7 protein-coding genes are annotated in these 19,510 nt (G+C 49.8%); all 7 read left to right on the forward strand.

Features of this window, described 5'->3' with window-relative positions; translation table 11 throughout:
* Positions 1-403 precede the first annotated feature (403 nt).
* Positions 404-2,671, forward strand: coding sequence for a type I secretion system permease/ATPase (locus J3364_RS22075; RefSeq protein ID WP_349560319.1), 2,268 nt, complete (start codon positions 404-406; stop codon positions 2,669-2,671).
* Positions 2,668-4,026, forward strand: a complete 1,359-nt coding sequence (locus J3364_RS22080; protein ID WP_349560320.1) for an HlyD family type I secretion periplasmic adaptor subunit — start codon at positions 2,668-2,670, stop codon at positions 4,024-4,026. Before J3364_RS22075 ends, J3364_RS22080 begins: the two co-directional genes overlap by 4 nt.
* Before the next feature lie 65 nt (positions 4,027-4,091).
* Entirely contained in the window at positions 4,092-6,722 is a 2,631-nt protein-coding gene (locus J3364_RS22085) for a cupin-like domain-containing protein (RefSeq protein WP_349560321.1), read from the forward strand.
* 332 nt (positions 6,723-7,054) lie between these two features.
* The gene (locus J3364_RS22090; protein ID WP_349560322.1) at positions 7,055-7,516 is read left to right on the forward strand and encodes an ankyrin repeat domain-containing protein; all 462 of its coding nucleotides are present in this window, start codon (positions 7,055-7,057) and stop codon (positions 7,514-7,516) included.
* 12 nt (positions 7,517-7,528) lie between these two features.
* Positions 7,529-17,242 carry a calcium-binding protein gene (locus J3364_RS22095; protein ID WP_349560324.1) on the forward strand — a complete coding sequence of 3,238 codons (9,714 nt, stop codon included), beginning with the start codon at positions 7,529-7,531 and terminating at the stop codon, positions 17,240-17,242.
* A gap of 63 nt (positions 17,243-17,305) precedes the next feature.
* Complete coding sequence (locus J3364_RS22100; RefSeq protein WP_349560326.1) at positions 17,306-18,004, forward strand: ankyrin repeat domain-containing protein; 699 nt, start codon at positions 17,306-17,308, stop codon at positions 18,002-18,004.
* Positions 18,005-18,710: 706 nt separating this feature from the next.
* On the forward strand, positions 18,711-19,211 hold the full coding sequence (locus J3364_RS22105; protein ID WP_349560327.1) for a hypothetical protein: 501 nt from the start codon (positions 18,711-18,713) through the stop codon (positions 19,209-19,211).
* The last annotated feature ends 299 nt before the right edge of the window (positions 19,212-19,510 follow it).

A 19,510-nucleotide genomic window follows, 5' to 3' on the forward strand; every position in this document is an offset into this window, starting at 1 on the left:
GTTTTCCGCCAAGCTGGCGGAGAATGGGCAAAAAACATACAAGTAACGGGAGATTGATGTCTGAATTTCCGGGTTTTGACCGGCTCAAATCGATACTGGTGAAAATCGGCGGTTATTCAGACCTTCCTTAGATGAGATGTCAGTCAGGTCTTGCGAGAAGAGAACTTTTATGAAATCTGTAAGGGCTGGGGGCTTTGCAGCCCGGCGGGAACATTTCTATAGCCGCACAATGGAAAGTTGTGGGTGTTTCAAGGAGCTCCGATAACCGGGCGAATCTGGAGTCGTTTGTGACAAGGGTCACGTTTTTCAGGGCAGAATAGAAAAAGATACGGAACTCATTCTCTTTGCAAATATGCTGTGCTAGCTTTACTTGGAAATGGAGCAGTAAGAAAGAAGGACAAGGATGCAGTCCGTTCCGCCAACAGGGAAGGTGGATACCGGCCTTGCCGCGCTCGTTATGCTTGCGCGCTTTCACCAAGTAGCCGTTGATTCCAGCCAACTCCGTCATCATTTCGGGTCTCACGATCGATCCTTTCAGCAATCTGAGATCGTTCGTGCTGCACGTCATTTAAAGCTCAAAGTTCGAGCTCTTAACACAAATTGGGACAAGTTAACGGGTATTGCGCTTCCCGCCATAGCGGAATTGGTCAGCGGCCAATTTGTGCTGGTCGCCAAGGCATCCGACGACGAAGTCTTGATACAGAATCCTGTCGAGGCGTCCCCAGAGAAGCTGTCAAAAGATGAGTTCCTGGAACGCTGGAGCGGAGGAATCATTCTCGCGACCAAGCGGAGCTTATTGCCGGGCGGTGGTAGCAAGTTTGATATCAGTTGGTTTATTCCAGCAATCCTGAAGTACAAGCACTTGCTTCGCGATGTCATCATCGCCTCATTTTTTATCCAGCTGTTTGCCCTGATCACGCCTCTTTTTTTCCAGGTAATGATTGATAAGGTTCTGGTTCATAAAGGTTTAACCACCTTAGATGTGCTGGCTTTTGGGCTGATCGTTATTTCAATTTTTGATGTGGTGTTGAACGGGCTCCGAAACTATGTGTTCTCCCATACCACCAATCGAGTGGATGTAACCCTCGGTTCAAAGCTTTTCCACCACCTCACTCACTTACCCATCGCCTATTTCATGAGCCGCCAGGTCGGTAATACCGTTGCGCGTGTACGAGAGCTGGACACGATCAGAAATTTTATTACCAGTTCGGCATTGACCCTCGTCATCGACCTCTTCTTCACAATTATTTTCTTTGCAGTCATGTACTTTTATAGCCCGACTCTGACTTGGGTCGTGCTGGGGTCAATTCCGTGTTATGTCGTTCTCTCGGTTGTTATCACACCGATACTACGCCGACGTTTGGACGAACAATTCAAGCGGGGTGCCGAAAATCAGGCATTCTTGACCGAATCGATGTATGGGATTGAAACCGTCAAAGCGATGGCTGTTGAGCCGCAGATGCAGCGGCGGTGGGAGGAAAACCTCGCAGCCTATGTTGCTGCGTCATTCAAGGCGACCAACCTAGGAAACATTGCCAGCCAGACGGCACAATTCATCAACAAAATCGTGACGGTGCTGATCCTTTGGATCGGAGCCTCATTGGTTATGGCCAATGATTTAAGTATCGGTCAACTTATCGCTTTTAACATGATAGCGGGCCGGGTAAGTGGTCCGATCCTAAAGCTGGTGCAGCTCTGGCAGGACTTTCAGCAAGCTGGGATTTCCATTCAGCGGCTTGGGGACATTCTCAACACGCCGGCGGAACCTGGCCATAATCCTAACCGCACGACCTTGCCCCGAATAGAGGGCAAGGTTCGCTTTGATAACATTTCTTTCCGCTATCAGCCCGACGCTCCCCTTGTTCTTGAACAGCTTTCGCTGGATGTCGAGGCGGGCGAAATTATTGGCGTGGTAGGTCGTTCGGGATCCGGGAAAAGTACACTCACCAAACTCATTCAAAGGCTTTACTTGCCGGAATCCGGCCAGGTGCTCATAGACGGCATTGATCTGGCGCAAATGGAGCCTGCATGGCTTCGACGTCAAGTCGGGGTCGTGCTGCAGGAAAATCGGCTCTTCAACGGATCTGTGAAAGACAACATCGCCTTTGTTGATCCGAGCCTTCCGATGGACGCTGTCGTCCATGCCGCAAAGTTATCTGGCGCCCACGATTTTATCGTGCAACTACCCGAAGGCTACGACACTCAGGTCGGGGAGCAGGGGGCCTCACTTTCCGGTGGTCAACGTCAGCGTATTGCTATCGCCAGGGCACTTATTACAAACCCAAGGATACTCATCTTCGATGAGGCCACCAGTGCACTGGACTATGAATCAGAGCGGGTTATCCAAGAGAACATGCGAGCCATGTGCGATGGGCGGACCGTGTTTGTCATCGCTCACCGTCTTACGACCGTGCGACATGCGGACCGGATCATTGTTGTCGAAGAAGGAAGAATTGTAGAAAGCGGTAGCCATGACAAGTTGCTCGCGAGGCAGGGCTATTACTCCAGGCTACACGATTATCAAAATGAGTCATTACCGATCCGGAGTTCACGATCATCAGCGAATGAAGGCCCTTCTACTTCAGTAAATTCATCAAGAGACAGTCGGACAGTGAGTGGTCTGTCTTTCGCCCATGGTCCCGAACAAATCCAGGCGGTAAAGCTGACATGAATCCGTCTAGCAAAAAAGAGATATTGTCGGCGCGCGACATCTACGAGTTCATGCCGGCAGCAATCGAGATCGAGAGAACCCCAGCATCTCCGGTTGGCCGCATCATCCTCTATGCCATTGTTTCGCTGTTCGCGATTGCCGTCCTATGGGCCACTTTTGGAAAAATCGACATTGTTGCCGTGGCCAAGGGCAAGGTGGTTCCAAGCGAGCGAGTTAAGGTCATCCAACCGCTGGAAACCGCTTCCATTAAAGCAATTCATGTGAACGAGGGACAAGAAGTTGAGGCTGGTGATCCTCTTATCACGCTCAATACCAATATCACCCAGACAGACGTTCGGCGCTTTCGCGAAGAGTGGCGCGGCGCGGCGCTAAAGCGTCTACGACTAACTGCTTTTGCACATTGGTTTGAATCACCTTCCGATGGCATCACGAACCTGTCTACAGCGGACCCACAACTTAGATCGCATATCTCTGGGCACCAGTCGCTGTTGAATCAGGAGATAGCAGAAATACGAGCGCGTCTAAGCAATATCAAGCAAGAATCTGATCGATTATTAGCCGAAAAACAAATGGTGCAAGCCGAGGCCCAGAAAAACAAACGTCTGTTAGTGGTTTTGAACGAAAGGGTGGCCGCCTACGACAAGATGCAGAAGAAAGGCACGGGCTCCCGGATGGATTTTCTGGAAGTGAAGCAAGAGCAAATCGAGGTTGAGCAAAATGTCTCAGTCCAACTAGCGCGCCTCAACCAGCTCAAGGCGAGCATTGCTGCTAACGAGGCGCAGAAGGATACGCTGATATCTGAACGTTATAAAAACACCCTTCAGGAGTTGCAGGAGGTTACGGTTAAGGAATCCTCATTAAAAGAAGAGCTTCTCAAAGCTGAGGAGCGCAGCAACCAATACCTACTGACCGCTCCAATCGACGGCACAGTCCAGGAGTTGGCAGTCACTACCGTAGGTGGGGTGGTCACACCGGCTCAAGAACTGATGAAGATCGTTCCGAGAGAAAGCCAGGTGGAGGTCGAGGCGCAGTTCCTCAACCAAGACATTGGTTTTATTCACCCCGGGCAAGCGGCGGAAGTGAAAGTTGATACCTTCAACTTCACCAAATACGGCGTGGTTGACGCCAAGCTGGCAGACATATCGTCTGATGCGATCCAAGACGAGAAGCTTGGGCTGGTTTACAAGGCCCGGTTGGTCTTAGCGAAGCCCGCCTTGTGGGTGAATGAACGATTAGTCGATCTGACCCCGGGTATGACGGTGACTACCGAAGTCAAAACTGGCCAACGACGTGTGATTGAATTCTTCCTAGCACCATTGCTCCGATATAAGCAGGAGAGCTTGGGAGAGCGTTAAGGGCGTTTAGATGCGCTTAACGGTGGTCAGTCATCAGAATTGTGACAATTAAACGGGAACATGTGATGTCCGACTTAAATGACACTAAATCCATACTCAACGTCCTGGATTACACAAAAGCCAATAAGGCGTGGTTTGATAGTCATAACCTGGTAGCCGGCTATCATTCCGTTAGTTTGAATGGTCAACACTTCCGAGGGCAACGTGATCCCGCACGACGATTGGAAAAACTTGGAGTAGACCTGACTGGGAAGACGGTACTCGATGTTGGGTGCTCCAATGGCGGGATCTTGCACACGTTAGCGCCACAGATTCGACTGGGTGTCGGTATCGATTACAACCCGAAGTGCATCAATGCGGCCAATATTCTCAAGGCGTCCAGCCAGTACACGAATATTCATTACTATGTATTTGATCTAGACAGGGAAGACATATCGCTGATTCCCAATTTCTTGATGGGGCAGCAGGTTGATGTTTGCTTCTTCTTGAATATCGCCCTATGGGTTGAGAGGTGGAAGGCTGTTTTTGAATTCTGTGCTGACCTTTCAGATCTGATGGTTTTTGAAAGTCATGGCGACGAGCGACAACAGCAAGAACAGATTGAGTTTGTTAAGGAAATATTCGAAGACGTCACCCTCAAATCGTCTGAATCGGACGATGATCCGACTTACGCAAAGAGAAAACTGTATTGCTGCCAGGGCCGCAGGAAGCGAAAATCGATCAACCCTGCACCAGCATCCAACCAAAAAATTCAAGGACCATCGCTGTTTCAGTCACATAGCGAAGAGGCAGTAAGAACAACTTACGAAGCAGCATTCCCGGGCGAGAATGCGAGCTCGGTAACGTTTCATCCTAACACCCATGAAAGCATCGTAGCTGAGGTCAACGAGGAATTTATTGTCAAATTTCCTCGACCAAGTCGAGGGGTGAGTGGCATTGCGGCAGAAAAGGCGATTACTGGGATGATCCGGGAAAGGGTGGAGCTACCGATACCGGACCTTGAGATCCATAACACCCCGGTACCATTAGCCAGATACAAAAAGCTCCCAGGCGCAATGTTTAGTCGTAAGCATTACGATGCCATGTCCGATTTATCCAAGGACCAATTGGCTGAGCAGCTTTCCAATTTCCTGTTTCAGTTGCATTCCATTCCTACCGCAGAGATATCCGGGCATATACCTCTGAGCCCGTCATGGGTTATCTCCTGCGATCAGATCGAAGAATTTCTAGGCTCAAACACCGACCATGTAATCAGTTCTTTGGTGACAGAGGTTGTCAAGAACCAGCGTGCTCTTCAGGTGCCCGACGCCAATCTTGTCTTTGGTCACTTTGACCTGCATGGCAGCAACGTATTGGTTGATGACCGGCACCAGTCGGTTACAGGAATCATTGATTTTGGGAACTGCAAGATTGGTGATCTTCATCAAGATATTTCAGTTATGAACCTGAGTTCACCAGATCTCACGTATCGAATGATCACGACATACGAGAAGCTGTCCGGCAGGAGGATTAACAGTTTATTGGTAGATCATTACACCACCGTCTTCTATCTGAATCTGCTAGCCAGCCATAAGCGCAAGCACGATACGAAAGCCTTTGATTACTGGCTTGAGCGGTTGCATCGCTGGTACGACCTGTTAGTTGCTCGAAAGGCGGCCCAAAGACTTAACGGCCGTGAGCCTGTCTCCAAAATCCATGCTAAGTGGCGTGAATGGATGGCTGGTCAAGTCATCGCGGGCGTTAGGCGACCAGAAATACAGAATGTGCTGAGAGAGCAGGGCTATTCTGATCTGGATATCGGTGCTGAGCTTTTGCTCATTGAAGATCACCCGTTTATTAAAGCCGGCCAAAAAAGCCATCACTTGCTACAGAAGCGTAACTGGCTGCTGCAAACAGCTGATGCCCTCGGACGACTGGATCGACATTATGCGGGCGAAATCGAGGTACGACAGGTACCTGATTTCCAAACTTTCGTTGAACAGTACTACAGTAAAATGCGCCCAGTTGTTCTAAAGGGCGGAGTAGATCACTGGCCAGCGCTAAAGCTTTGGACTCCAGAGTATTTTCGCGAAAAAGTTGGGCTGGCTGAAGTCGAGATTCAGCACGGTCGTGACAGTGATCCCGATTACGAGCGGAACGCAAGGGCCCATAAAAAGCGGGTTTTGATGAGTGATTTCGTGGACATGGTCACTCAGGGCGGCGCCACGAACGACTACTACATGACGGCAGGGAATACCCAAAAAAGCCTGGAGGGAATCGAAGCTCTATTTCAGGATATTGGAGACTTCTATCAAGGCTATCGGAAGCCAGAGACTTGGTATCGTCAGAACTTATTGTGGTTCGGACCTAAAGGCACCTTCACTCCTCTGCATCACGATTTGACGAATAACATGCTCGTCCAATTGTATGGGCGGAAGAAGGTCACAATTTACCCCGCTTTTCAAGTTCCATATATGTACAATGATAAAGGTGTTTTTAGCGCAATCAATATCCGGAAGTTGGAGTCGAGAAATTACCCATTATTTAAAAAAGCAATGGGGATGGAAGTTGTTCTTGAACCAGGAGACGCCATCTTTCTTCCCATATCTTCTTGGCACATGGTTGAAAGTCTAGATAACTCAATAAGTATTACGTTTACCGATTTTAATATAAAAAATAGATTGTATCATGATTTTCCGAGGGAACGACAAAAGTAAGAGGTAAAATGTTCTTCTTGGCATGCCTCTTAAATATTCCAATTAATGAAGTGGTTTCTCAATATAAAATTAATTTTATTTATTTGAAATTCAGAAGGTTATAAATTTTGAATCAATTACCGAAGACAATTTATAGCTGTTTCTTGTACTTGGTCGTTCTGGTTTTTTCCTCGAATGCATGGGCAAACGATATATGTTCGGGATTATATAAAGATATAGTTGACAGGAAAAACAGTGAACACCAGGTTCTAGATTCAATAAAAAAATACGAGCCTTCTAGTTCAGACGTCAATAATCTTTGTCCAATAGGAAGTAACGGAGAAGATAGCGTCTTGAGAGTCGCCGTATACCGGAATTTTGATAAGGTTGCAGAACGGCTATTATCTCTCGGCGCCGACCCCAATCTGGTATTAAAAAATACGTGTTCACCTCTTGGTACTGCTATTATAAATACAAATGAATCAATAATTAGACTGCTGCTAAAGCATGAAGCTGATACAAGAAATCCCGTGTGCTGGTCAAGTAACCAGCGCCAGATACCGATCGACCAGAGTATTATCCAGCACGACCTTTCAAACGATGTAAGAATTGAAATCATGCAACGCCACGTGCAACAGGGATCGGGATTGAGTCCCAGTATTCTTGTTTTTGCAATAGTCAATGACAATTACGCCATTGCCAAAGCTTTTGTAAATCTCATGCCGAGTTATCGCAATAAAACATTTATAGCTCTCGCTAAACCTCGCTCCAATAAAATATATAATCTTCTCACAGAAAGTTGGAATGACATCTAAAAGGAACTTGACATGTCTAAATATAGCACTTTTCAGGAATATAGCGCCGCATGGGACGAGAGAAATGCTGCTATCGTTTTTGCCAGGAACTATAAAGAGAGCTGGTCCGTGGGTCTGCAAAAGGGGAAGGATGTAGCGGACGTGTATAGTTGGCTATCCCTTCTAGAGATATTTCGTGGCAAAGCAGCTGCAGATTTGATTCAGTGGGCAGTTGAGAACCAAACCGGAAACTATGGTCTTAATGATGCGCTAGAAGGTGCGATTAAAGAAATAAATGACGATGTGGACGAAATAGATTCTTATATTTCGAGACACAAGCTAAGCAAAGATGAATGGAATAAATTGTATTCTGGAGGAATGGAAGAGTTCTCAAACGAAAAGCATGGTGAAGATTTGATTAAGTCTACGTTCACCAGTGCCTCAGTACAGCAGGTTGTGCTCGCTTCTAATTTGGCAGGTGCCACCCTCGCTTTACGAGATGCAATTGACAAAAATTGGGGTGATGGAAAATTAGAAAGCTTTACGGATGAGTTTAAGAATGCTTTTACATCGGAGCTTAATGGTTATTATACCCAATTTAAAGGTTTCGAATCAGATTTCAATCAGCTTATTTCTCTTGGTGAAAGTTATGACTTAGGGGAATATCATGAGGCAATCGAAGAAAAAATCTCAGAACTGTCTTCACTCCAAGGGCAATATGCCAATTTTATTGAGGGTGGAGAAAACTTAGTCTCAGCTGTCAATGATCTGGAGGGAGGAGTTACTTCAATCGAGGACAACTGGGCCTCCGGAGAGCCTGAATCTAACCCTTCTGACGAATTGGCATCCACTGGGTCAAATGACCTAATGATCGGAAGTGATGCTGCTGACAACATCAATGGCGGGGCAGGTGATGATGATTTGATAGGGCGCGGCGGAGCCGACTATATCGTAGGGGGTCTAGGAAACGACGATATAATCGGGGGAGGCGGCCAAGACACGTTAGAAGGTGGTGTAGGCTATGACAAATACTTTGTTGATAGCCAAGACACTATTCTAGACGATGATGGACAAGGTGAGATAGAACTTGGTGGTCGGATTTTGGCAGGTGGTAGCCGGTCAGAGGACGATCCTGAAAATACATATAAAAGCTCAAGCGGAAAGTACGTTTATAAGCGTAGCGGAAGTACCTTGGTTGTTAATAATGGGCTGACTATCGAGAACTTCTCTGACGGAGATCTTGGTATAACCCTAATAACTACGCCCGTTCCGGTCCCCGTTCCCGTGCCTCCAGTGCCGGTTCCGACGCCTGTTCCGACTCCCGCATCTCCTCTAATCCTTGATTTAGACGGAGACGGAATTGAAACCGTGGGTTTTGAGGCGGACATCCACTTTGACCATGGTGCTGATTCATTCCGAGAATTATCGGGCTTTGTCGCGCCGGATGATGGCTTGCTAGCCCTTGATCGTAATGGCGATGGGAGAATCAACAACGGACAAGAGCTCTTTGGAAGCTCAACCCTCCTTTCTGACGGCTCTGCGGCGTCAAATGGCTTCGAAGCGTTACAGGAACTGGATGCAAACTCAGACGGAGTAATCGACTCCAGTGATGAACTCTTCACCGAACTGAGAATATTCCAGGATCAGAACCAAAACGGTGTGACAGATGAAGGCGAGCTCCATACGCTAGAAGATGCCGGGGTTACACAGCTTTTCTTGGATTATACCGAGCAGAACTACGAAGACCAGGCTGGGAACGCCCACAAGCAAGTAGGTCAGTACACCAACGCGCAGGGCCAAACCCTGACCATGACTGATGTCTGGTTCGCCACCAATGTCACTGATTCTATTGGCGAAGAAGTCGAACTTCCACCTGAAATCACGTTGCTGCCAGATGCCCGAGGTTTTGGCCAGGTTAACTCACTGCACCAGGCAATGGCGCGGGATGAGTCTGGAGAGTTACAAGATCTCGTGGAGCAGTTCGTCGGCTCTACGAGTCACGCGGAAAGAATGGACCTTGTTGAACAAATTATCTTCAAATGGACAGGGCAGGAGGGGGAATACCACAATCACTATCACTCGCCAGTAGACACCCGCAAGGTACAGGCAATCGGTGAATTCCTTGGAATGGAGATTGATCGACCGCGAGGTACGGGGCAGGTATACGCACAACGATACAAAGCAAAATTCGAGAATTTAGTAAGCACCGTTTATTTCCAAATGGCTGCTAACGGTCATCTTAAAGAATTCTTCGAGGACATTCCCTGGACCGAGCAGGCGTCAGGTGTCTGGGAAGGTGACTTCACACAGGTTGTTCCAGAGTTATTCGCCTATGCCAACGCCAACCCGGATTTGGCATTGGATACGCTTTCCGGCTTCGTTAGAGCTATTCAGGGCGTCAACACGAAGACATCCGTTAACATCGACAATCTTCGGGATGCGGTTACTTCCTACATAGAAAACCCGGCCAACAATGTAGATCTAAATAACCAGCTGGATGCTCTGGTTTACGCCGTCGTCAACGAGTCAACTCACGGTCGAGATGTTTTGTCAGGCACTCAGGCAAATGACTTCCTGTACGGCCTCGATGGTTACGACACGATCTACGGTAACGATGGAGACGACGTTATCGTCGGTGGCGGCGGTGACGATGAGCTTCAAGGGGGCAATGGTAGCGATACGTATCGATTTGGTGTGGGCGACGGTCGTGACCGTGTTGTGAACAACGACTCGGGAGCTGGAGCAGAGGACGTTATCCACGTCTATGGTGGACTCGCGGTCAACGATGTCACGATTTACAGGCAGGGCAGCGACCTCGTCGTCGAGATCAACAACTCAGACGATGCTATTCGGGTGTCCTCGCATTTCCGTGGCGAGGGAACGGAGAACCATCATGTGGATGCGATTGTTTTCGATGATGGCAGCCGCGTAGAAGTAGGCCCCGAGCACTTTGACGAGATCAACGTCCAATCCCAAGAGATCACTGAGGATGGTGACGAACTCCATGGCACCTCCATGGACGACACCCTCAACGGACTGGGTGGTGACGATCAGATCTATGGCAAGGCAGGGCAGGATCACCTCATGGGTGGCGCCGGTTCGGATGAAATCTATGGTGACGGCGGTAATGATCTCATCGTTGGCGACTCGGGTGACGATCTAATTTACGGCGGATCAGGAAATGATGAGCTTCAGGGTAGTGAAGGACATGATCGCCTTGAAGGTGATGGCGGCAACGATACGCTGATCGGCGGCCATGGCGACGATTATTTAGTTGGTGGTGACGGAAATGATACCTATCAGTTCAACTTGGGAGATGGGTTGGACTTCATTCTGAACCGGGGAAGTGCCGACGATGTTGACGTCGTTTCCTTCGGCCCCGGAATCTTGCCCGGAGACGTTTTGGTTCGCGGGACTGGGACAGACCTGCTCTTGCTCGTCGGCGACTCCGGGGAAGAGATTCGTATTGGTGGTTTCTTCACAAGCAAACAAAACAAGATTGATGCCGTTGTTTTCACTGATGCGAGTAGTTCCGTGGCTCAGTGGACTGCTGAAGAGTTGGAAACGTTAGCGTTCACCGCTGGAGCTACGGACGACGAACTCCATGGTGATGCGACTGACAACGTCTTGGATGGTTTGGCAGGCAACGATCAGCTTCTTGGTCACGAAGGCAACGACATTCTCCATGGTGGTACCGGGGAGGATAAACTCGATGGCGGAACTGGTAACGATACCCTAAAAGGTGGAGATGAAAGCGATCAACTTTTCGGCGGGAGCGGCGACGACACCCTTGATGGAGGGGCCGGCGATGACCTCCTATCTGGTGGAGCCGGGAGTGATATCTACCTGGTACGTTCTGACGGTAGCCATGATGTTATTCAGGATTACGATAACTCCGAATCCATTGTCGACAAGATAAAACTTGAAGCAGGCATTTCAGCTGAAAATGTCAGCTACAGAAGGACTGCTAGGGACTTGGTCATCGACATCACAAAAGATGACCTCCATACGTCAGTGACAATCAAGAATGGCTTTGTGGAACCCAATAGCCTGGTAGAAGTGCTTGAGTATGATGACGGAACCACGGTTCAGCTAGTCGATGTACTCTCGGACGCGGCGGAATATGCCGGCGATAATACATCCGAAGTTATCTCCGGCTATTCAGGTGACGATAAGATATGGGGCGGTGGCGGCTCTGATCGTCTCTATGGTCGGGACGGTGATGATCAACTGGTGGGCGATGATGGAAACGATGCCCTGTTTGGTGAAGGTGGGGATGATCTGCTGGCCGGCGGGAACGGAAACGATTCGTTGAATGGCGGCTTTGGCCAAGACGAACTGCAAGGTGGGCTGGGCGATGATTACCTTCAGGGGGGAGAGGGCGAAGACACCCTGTTCGGTGAAGAAGGTCAGGATCGCCTGAAAGGTAGCAATGGCAATGACAATCTGATTGGCGGCCTAGGGAACGACAAGCTCTATGGAGGCGCCGGTGACGATAATTACTATTTCACTAAAGGTGATGGTCAGGATTCCATTTATGATGATGATGGCCTAACGACAATCTACGTTTCAGACATTGAACTCGATGACGTGATCTTCCGGCGAAATGGGCTAGACCTGGATATCCTTTTCGATGGAGCTCCAGACGACAAGGTTACGATCAAGAACTACTACCCCGGCATTGGATTGCTGTCTTCCAGGAGTATCGGGTTCTATCACTCCGCCTCAGGAATTACGCAAGTCTTCACCGCGGAAGATGTCAACATTCGGTCCATAGAAGCGACTGACAATGACGATGTGATTCGGGGAGATGCCGAGGACAACACGATCGATGGGTTAGCGGGAAGCGATATCCTGTATGGCGATGAAGGCAACGACACTGTCGACGGTTCTGGGGGCAACGACACTTTATACGGTGAATCAGGAGACGATTCACTGAATGGCGGCGCGGGCTCAGACCACCTCGAAGGTGGACAGGGCGATGACATGCTAGCCGGCGGAGCGGGCAACGATGCCTTGTTCGGTGGCGCTGGCAACGATCGCTTTGTCTTTGGGTTTGGCGATGGTACTGACACCGTATTTAATGATGATTCGGAAGGTAATGACGTCGTCAAATTTACTGATGCTGTATTGCCAAGCGACGTCGTCGTTACCAGAGATGGATATCACTTGGTGCTGTCTCTGGGGGCTGATCAGATTATTGTCAACAACTTCTTCGTGGATGAGGGGACAACCTCTCGTGCTATTGCCGGTGTCGAGTTCGCGGATGGTACAGCCTGGAACAAAGAACAGCTGCTCGACAAGGCGCTAATCGGACACGAGACCGACGACCTCCTGCGTGGTTACAGCACGGACGACTACCTTGCTGGTAACGGAGGCTCAGATGAGCTACGCGGAGGACTCGGGGATGACCAGCTCGAAGGTGGTACTGGAGCAGATGAGCTATTTGGTCAGGATGGCAATGATACGCTGTCCGGCGGAAGCGGTAACGATCACCTCGAAGGAGGTTTGGGTATCGATACGCTCTCCGGCGACACAGGCGATGACGCTTTGTTTGGCGGGCTCGGGGATGATGTGTACCAATTTGCAAAGGGGTACGGTACGGATGTCATCTCCGATCTGGGTGACAATGACCGGATCGAGATGACGGATATTGCATCCACTGAGGTCGTGATCAGAAGAGAGGGGAATGACCTTACCATCATCATTTCTGGCACCAACGATGTTCTACGCATTGAGGATCAGTTTGAGGGAAGTGGTTCAACACTCCAGTCGTCTAGCATTGAAGCTGTTGGGTTCTCGGACGGCGTAACATGGACCTTTGCTGACCTAATTGCTCAGGCTGTTGAAGGCACCTCCGCTGACGATGTCATCGAGGGCTTTGACCTCAATGAAGCCATCAGCGGCGGTGAGGGGGCCGATCATATCCAAGGCTTTGAGGGCGACGACACAATCCATGGGGGGATCGGCAACGACACCCTAGACGGTGGCCAGGGCCTCGATACGCTGCACGGTGACGCCGGAGACGATGAGCTTCATGGTGGTGAAGCGAATGACGAGCTTCACGGCGGTGAGGGAGTTGATCTTCTCTATGGTGATAGCGCGGACGATGTTCTTTTTGGCGACGCCGGAAATGACACACTTCATGGTGGTTCAGGATCCGATGAGCTATCAGGCGGTCTTGATTCCGATGAGCTGTATGGCGATTCCGGCTCGGACACGCTGTCGGGTGGTGATGGTGCCGATACCCTCCATGGGGGCAGCGACAACGATATCGTGAATGGCGATGGCGGCAACGATATCCTGTACGGGGACGGTGGTTACGATACCCTCAACGGCGGTGCCGGTGATGACGAACTCTACGGTAATGGTGAGCTTTCAGGGAATGAAGGGGATGACTACCTGGAAGGCGAAGGGCTGCTTTCGGGTGGTGATGGTAGCGATGAACTCCACGGCCAAGGCTCTGACACGTTGCTCGGTGGCGAGGGTGATGACACGTTGGTTGCCAACGTCGATCCCTGGACCGAAACCACAAACATCCTTCAGGGCGATGCCGGTAACGATACGCTGTATGGCTCTTACGGCAATGATACGTATCGCTTCAATCTCGGGGATGGTCAGGACACTCTCATCGAGACACGGGATGGCGAAGCCTACAGTAACGTTGAGGCGTCTGACGATATGCTGGAATTCGGCCCGGGCATCGTGGTGGACGACCTGTCCTTTGCCCGCAGTGGTGACGACCTGCAGATTCAACACGCCAACGGCAATGACGGCGTTCTGATCAAGAACTGGTTCCAGGAGCCGACCAACCACTTCAAGGTCAATCGCTTTGTCTTCGCAGACGGTACGGAATGGTCCGATCTGGATGTTGAGGAAGCATCGGTTACCGTTGGGACGGTTGGCGAAGATCAATTGATCGGCTACCGAGACCTGAATGAAGATATTTTTGCGGGAGCGGGTAACGACAAAGTTTGGGGGCGTGCCGGCAACGACATTATTCGCGGTGAAGCCGGTGATGATTACCTTGATGGTGATGAAGGAGATGATCACCTGATCGGCGGCGAAGGCGTTGACAATCTGGTCGGCCGGGATGGTAACGATACCCTCGAGGGAGGCGTTGGCGGCGATAGCCTTCAAGGCAGCGCTGGTGACGATACCCTCCTCGGTGGTGCTGGGGAGGACAGCCTGTTTGGCGGTGAAGGCAACGACCAGCTTGATGGCGGTGCGGATGCTGACTACTTCGACGCAGGTGCCGGTAACGACACGCTCCTTGGCGGTGACGGCTCTGACCAACTCAACGGCGGCCTGGGTGACGATACCCTGACGGGTGGGCTCGGCGACGACAAGTACGTTTTCGGAGCCGGGGATGGCGACGACACCATCTACACGCAGGATGGTGGGGTCGACGGCGTCCTGTTCACCGGTGGTGCAACCGAGGACCGAATCAGTTTCACGCGAGATGGGGATGACCTAGTACTACTCATCGATGATGGGGCAGCAGGCAGCGTACGTGTGGTCGGCCACTTCCTCGGTGGCGAATCCGCAATTGATTGGATCCAGCCCGATGGTGGTTACATGATTTCCACCACGCAGATCAATCAGCGCGTCGCGGCTGGCGAAACCGAAGGCAATTTCGAGTCAGTCGTAACCGGCACCGACAGTGGAGAACAGCTTGCGGGTAGCGCCGGTAGTGATTTGGTTAAGGGGCTCGGTGGAGACGATACGCTGTTTGGCATGGCCGGTGACGACCAGGTCGAAGGCGGCGATGGCAACGACCAAATCTACGGTGGTAATGGTGGAGGCATCGGCACTGGCAATGATGTCCTGATCGGTGGTGAGGGTGACGATATTCTGGTCGGCGAAGATGGCGACGACGCTCTGCAAGGCGGCGCTGGAAATGACAGCTATTACTACAAGGCCGGTCAAGGCGTCGACACCATCGATAATCAGGGTGGCGGCTCTGATGGCGTCTTTTTCCTCGATGGCCTTGACCGCGACCGCTTAAGCTACCACCAGGACGGCAACGATCTGGTGATCCTGGTCGACGGCGACTTACAGCAACAGGTACGGATCACCGATCACTTCCTTGGGGGTGAATTCGCCATTACCTACGTCCAGCCCACGGATGGAGGCAATGCTATTATGGCCACCGAGATTGCCAATATGCTGACGGCCCTGCCAGGCGAATCAACTGATCCCAACGATGGTAATGACAGTGGTTCCGGTACCAATGGAGGCGATGACACTGGTGGCTCAGAGGATCCTGGCACAACCCCTTCCCCCGAACTGGGGGGCGATGACGTTATCAACGGTGGTTCTACCAACGACATCCTGGTCGGCGGCGTCGGTAACGATACCCTGACGGGGGCAGACGGCAACGACCGCCTCGAAGGCGGGGAGGGCGATGACACTTACGTCTTCACCGGTGGCCAGGATGTCATCAAGGGCGGAGGTGGCACCGACGTGCTTCGGTTTGGCGCCGGCATCACCTTCAACCAAGTGGCATCCGGCCTGATGAAATCCGGTGACGATCTGGTTCTTCAAGTAGACGGTGGACCGGACCAAGTCACGCTGACAGATTTCTTCATTGGCGGCGATGCGGTGATCGAAACCATGGAGTTCGAAACAGGTGGCCAACTGACGTCAGATCAGATCTATGGTGCCTTCGGACTTTCCGAGCCAACACCGACGGCCGGCTTCGATCAAACCATCACGGGTTCATCTGGCGATGATGCCTCATTGAGTGGTGGCTCTGGAGCCGACTTGGTTCAAGGTTTCAACGGTAACGACTCTTTGGTTGGAGCCGATGGCAATGACCGTCTTGAAGGCGGCAATGGTCACGATGTCTTAAAAGGCGGACTCGGTGCAGACACGCTGATTGGCGGCCGCGGAGATGATACCTATCAGTTCTGTGCTGGCGACGGTCAGGACGTGATCGATAACGGGGGCGGTGGCGAGGATGTGCTCTACTTTGACGACATCACCTTCAACCAAGTTGGCAGTGGTTTGATGAAATCCGGAAATGATTTGGTACTTCAAATCAGTGGCGGTTCCGATACGGTCACAATCCAGGACTTCTTTGCCGGTGGCGACCAGACGCTGGATCGCATTGAATTTGGTTCCGGGGGCCAGCTTACATCCGACCAGATCTTCGGCGCCTTTGGGCTGAGCAATCCAGACCCTCAGGGTTCTCCGGATTATCAGGGACTGCCCGATGAACGTGCTTTTGGCAACTTCGTGGTGGGTACTGCCGCCGCAGAATCCATCCTGGCCTCATCCGATGCAGACTTCGTTGATGGCGGCGCCGGCAACGATGTGATTCGCGGTAATCTTGGCAACGACTATTTGCTTGGAGGGGAAGGAGACGATACCTACCTATTTGCTGCCGGTGATGGTCAGGACACTATCAACAACCTCGCAAATAGTACTGGGAATGATCAGCTGCATTTTGCAACGGGCATTGATGAATCCGAGTTGTGGTTCTCCCGCGATGGCGATGATCTTGTTGCCGATGTACTGGGCAGTGATGACCGGGTCCGAGTGCAGGATTGGTATGCAAACGATGCTCAGCAGTTGGATAGTATCCATACCGATGATGCTGAAATTACGTCAACTCAGCTCGAACAGCTGGTTTCGGCAATGGCCGCCTTTGGCGATCCCGCGGGCGGTGAAATCACGCTAACACCTGAGGAGCAAAATCAGGTGCAATCCACTATCGCTAACTCCTGGCAACCTGGAGCGTAACGCCTGACCTGGCGGAGGAATACTCCCTCCGCCAGACATTTTTTTGGGGGAAAGGTAACGGTTATGCTCTTGGTTAAAGCATTGTACTCATTTTTAAAAAAGGCTTTCTTAATTTCGCTGTTGTTGATGGCTTCCGTGGTTGTCGCATCAGAGCATCAATCGGAAATGCAAGATGCTGCAATCGACGCCATAAGGAAAAATGATGTACAGGCTATTCGTTCATTGATCGGAGAAGGATTGGATCCCAACTACAAATTGGGCGAGCCTAGAAATTTAATGTTCCTCGCCGTCGGTTACAATAAGCCTGAAATTCTCAAAGTCCTTTTACTTGCTGGTGGAAATGTTGATCATAAATTACAAGGTCGTATGTATTTGTCCACATTCATCGCAAGCAAGAACAATCTGGAATTATTAGAGCCAGTGTTGGCGCAGAAACCTGACTTGAATAAGCTAATGTATGTTAATCAGTTTACGGCCTTCACGGGGATGTTGCGTTTTGTAAATGAGAAAACTCTACGATACGTCTTAGATAACTCTAATGCCGATATCAATTTCAGACCAACGAATGGGTTTTCACCACTATACCTGGCATATGAGCGGGGGAGATGTGGCTCCAAATGTGTAAAAGTATTGCTCGAATATGGAGCAAATCCATGCCTTGCAATCGAGGAAAATGGGGAATCATTTTCGGACTATTTAAACGATAGAGAAGTAACTGATTTACTAAAACCAACCAAGCCGTATGACTGTGGCGGTGCCTAAAAAATCTTGATCGTTTTTGCTCAATAGTATTTTATGCTTAGTAAGCCGTTTTAAAGTAATAAACAGCGTAAAATCCGTAATGATGTTGTTTTAATGGATTTCCGGTTTCGACGAATTTTTCAGTCCCTTGGGCAGTCGGTGCCGCTATATTCGCTACCCACGGAACCGTCAACCGCTCTCTGAAGCTTGCGCTTCTTAATCCATGCGATCGCAATGCCGTCCATGATTTCAGCAGGGGTTTCCACAACCAAGCTATCGATGGCACCGTCCCGCGCTGTCTCTTTCGTGACTGAAAGTTCACTCGGTCGTAATAGCTCAAAGAAAATGTTCTCTGGCTCAGCATCCAGATACTCTTGGAAATAGAGGTGATGTCAGTTACCGCCTGTGATTGATGCTTTCGTACTCATACGGCAGAAATTAAAACCGGGCAGAGGCGATTAATCGAGTACTTTTTGTCGCCTTTGCTTCGTTACAAGAAGGAAAGTTTGGGGGAGAGGCAAAGTTTATGATTTTTGTTCAAGTATTGAGTTATTTTTTTAAAAAGGGTTCTCGTAGTTGCGCTACTTTTAATCGCTTCTGTGGTTGCAGCTTCAGAGTACCAATCTATAATTCATAACACTTGATTCGATATGATAATCGATAATCATATTAGAGTTATAGTGAAGGGTAAAGGCATATTAATAATGTTGATCAAATGAGGTTGGGTGTGACAAAAAGATCCGGAGCAATGGGCGAAACTCTAGCAAATACGGTGCTTCTTTCAAGCTTTATATCATTCTGGATTTTTTATTTATCCGGATTGGGATTTAGTCCAAATTTCGAAATGGTAAATTTAACTGTATTTTCGGAAGCCGCGTCCCATTTGGGTCGTGAAGCCGGGGCAGCCGCATTTTTCAGCTTTGTGCTATCATTAGTAATGTCTGTGATTTTTGGTTTGGTGTATAATAAAGATGCTAGCCACTTTGAGAATCTTTCTATTGGTTTAGGGTTAGCGATCGGCGTAGCAGGCATTTTTTTGGGGTATATATGTTTATTTTTCGCCGTTGGTCAAAAGGGGTCGGTTCTATTTGGTAGCCGCGATGAAGTTCTTATGTGGGAATTGTTGCTAAAAAAACCAATTTATTTTAGCGCGATCATAAGTTTTTTCCTGACAGTAGGATCTTGGTCGTTATATGTATTATTGCGCATGCTAAGAAATAAGGCATAAAAAATATTTTTCAAGGAAGAATTACGATGAGTGGATCATGCACGTCAAATGACGATCAGAAGATCGATGCCTTTATGGAAGCGCTTGCAAAGCAAATTGCAAAGGAATCCCTGCCAGAGCTTGCCTCCGATTATAACTCCTGAAAAATAAGTACTATGTGTGGGCATTCAGTTGATGGGATGGTCCCCTCCCACTCTTCGGCATCGATGTGCCATGGTTGATCGTGCGAACAATTCAACGAGAGCCATAAGGAGGGGGCCAATGACAGTGTCAGTAATTGGGCTCGATATTGCAAAACG

The organism is Marinobacter sp. NFXS9 (genome assembly GCF_040148665.1).
Taxonomy (GTDB): Bacteria; Pseudomonadota; Gammaproteobacteria; order Pseudomonadales; family Oleiphilaceae; genus Marinobacter_A; species Marinobacter_A mangrovi.

What these genes read in the sequence shown, in the direction of transcription:
- J3364_RS22075 (WP_349560319.1), top strand. Translation starts at nt 404, where the DNA reads ATGCAGTCCGTTCCGCCAACAGGGAAGGTGGATACCGGCCTTGCCGCG.
- J3364_RS22080 (WP_349560320.1), top strand. Translation starts at nt 2,668, where the DNA reads ATGAATCCGTCTAGCAAAAAAGAGATATTGTCGGCGCGCGACATCTAC.
- J3364_RS22085 (WP_349560321.1), top strand. Translation starts at nt 4,092, where the DNA reads ATGTCCGACTTAAATGACACTAAATCCATACTCAACGTCCTGGATTAC.
- J3364_RS22095 (WP_349560324.1), top strand. Translation starts at nt 7,529, where the DNA reads ATGTCTAAATATAGCACTTTTCAGGAATATAGCGCCGCATGGGACGAG.
- J3364_RS22100 (WP_349560326.1), top strand. Translation starts at nt 17,306, where the DNA reads ATGCTCTTGGTTAAAGCATTGTACTCATTTTTAAAAAAGGCTTTCTTA.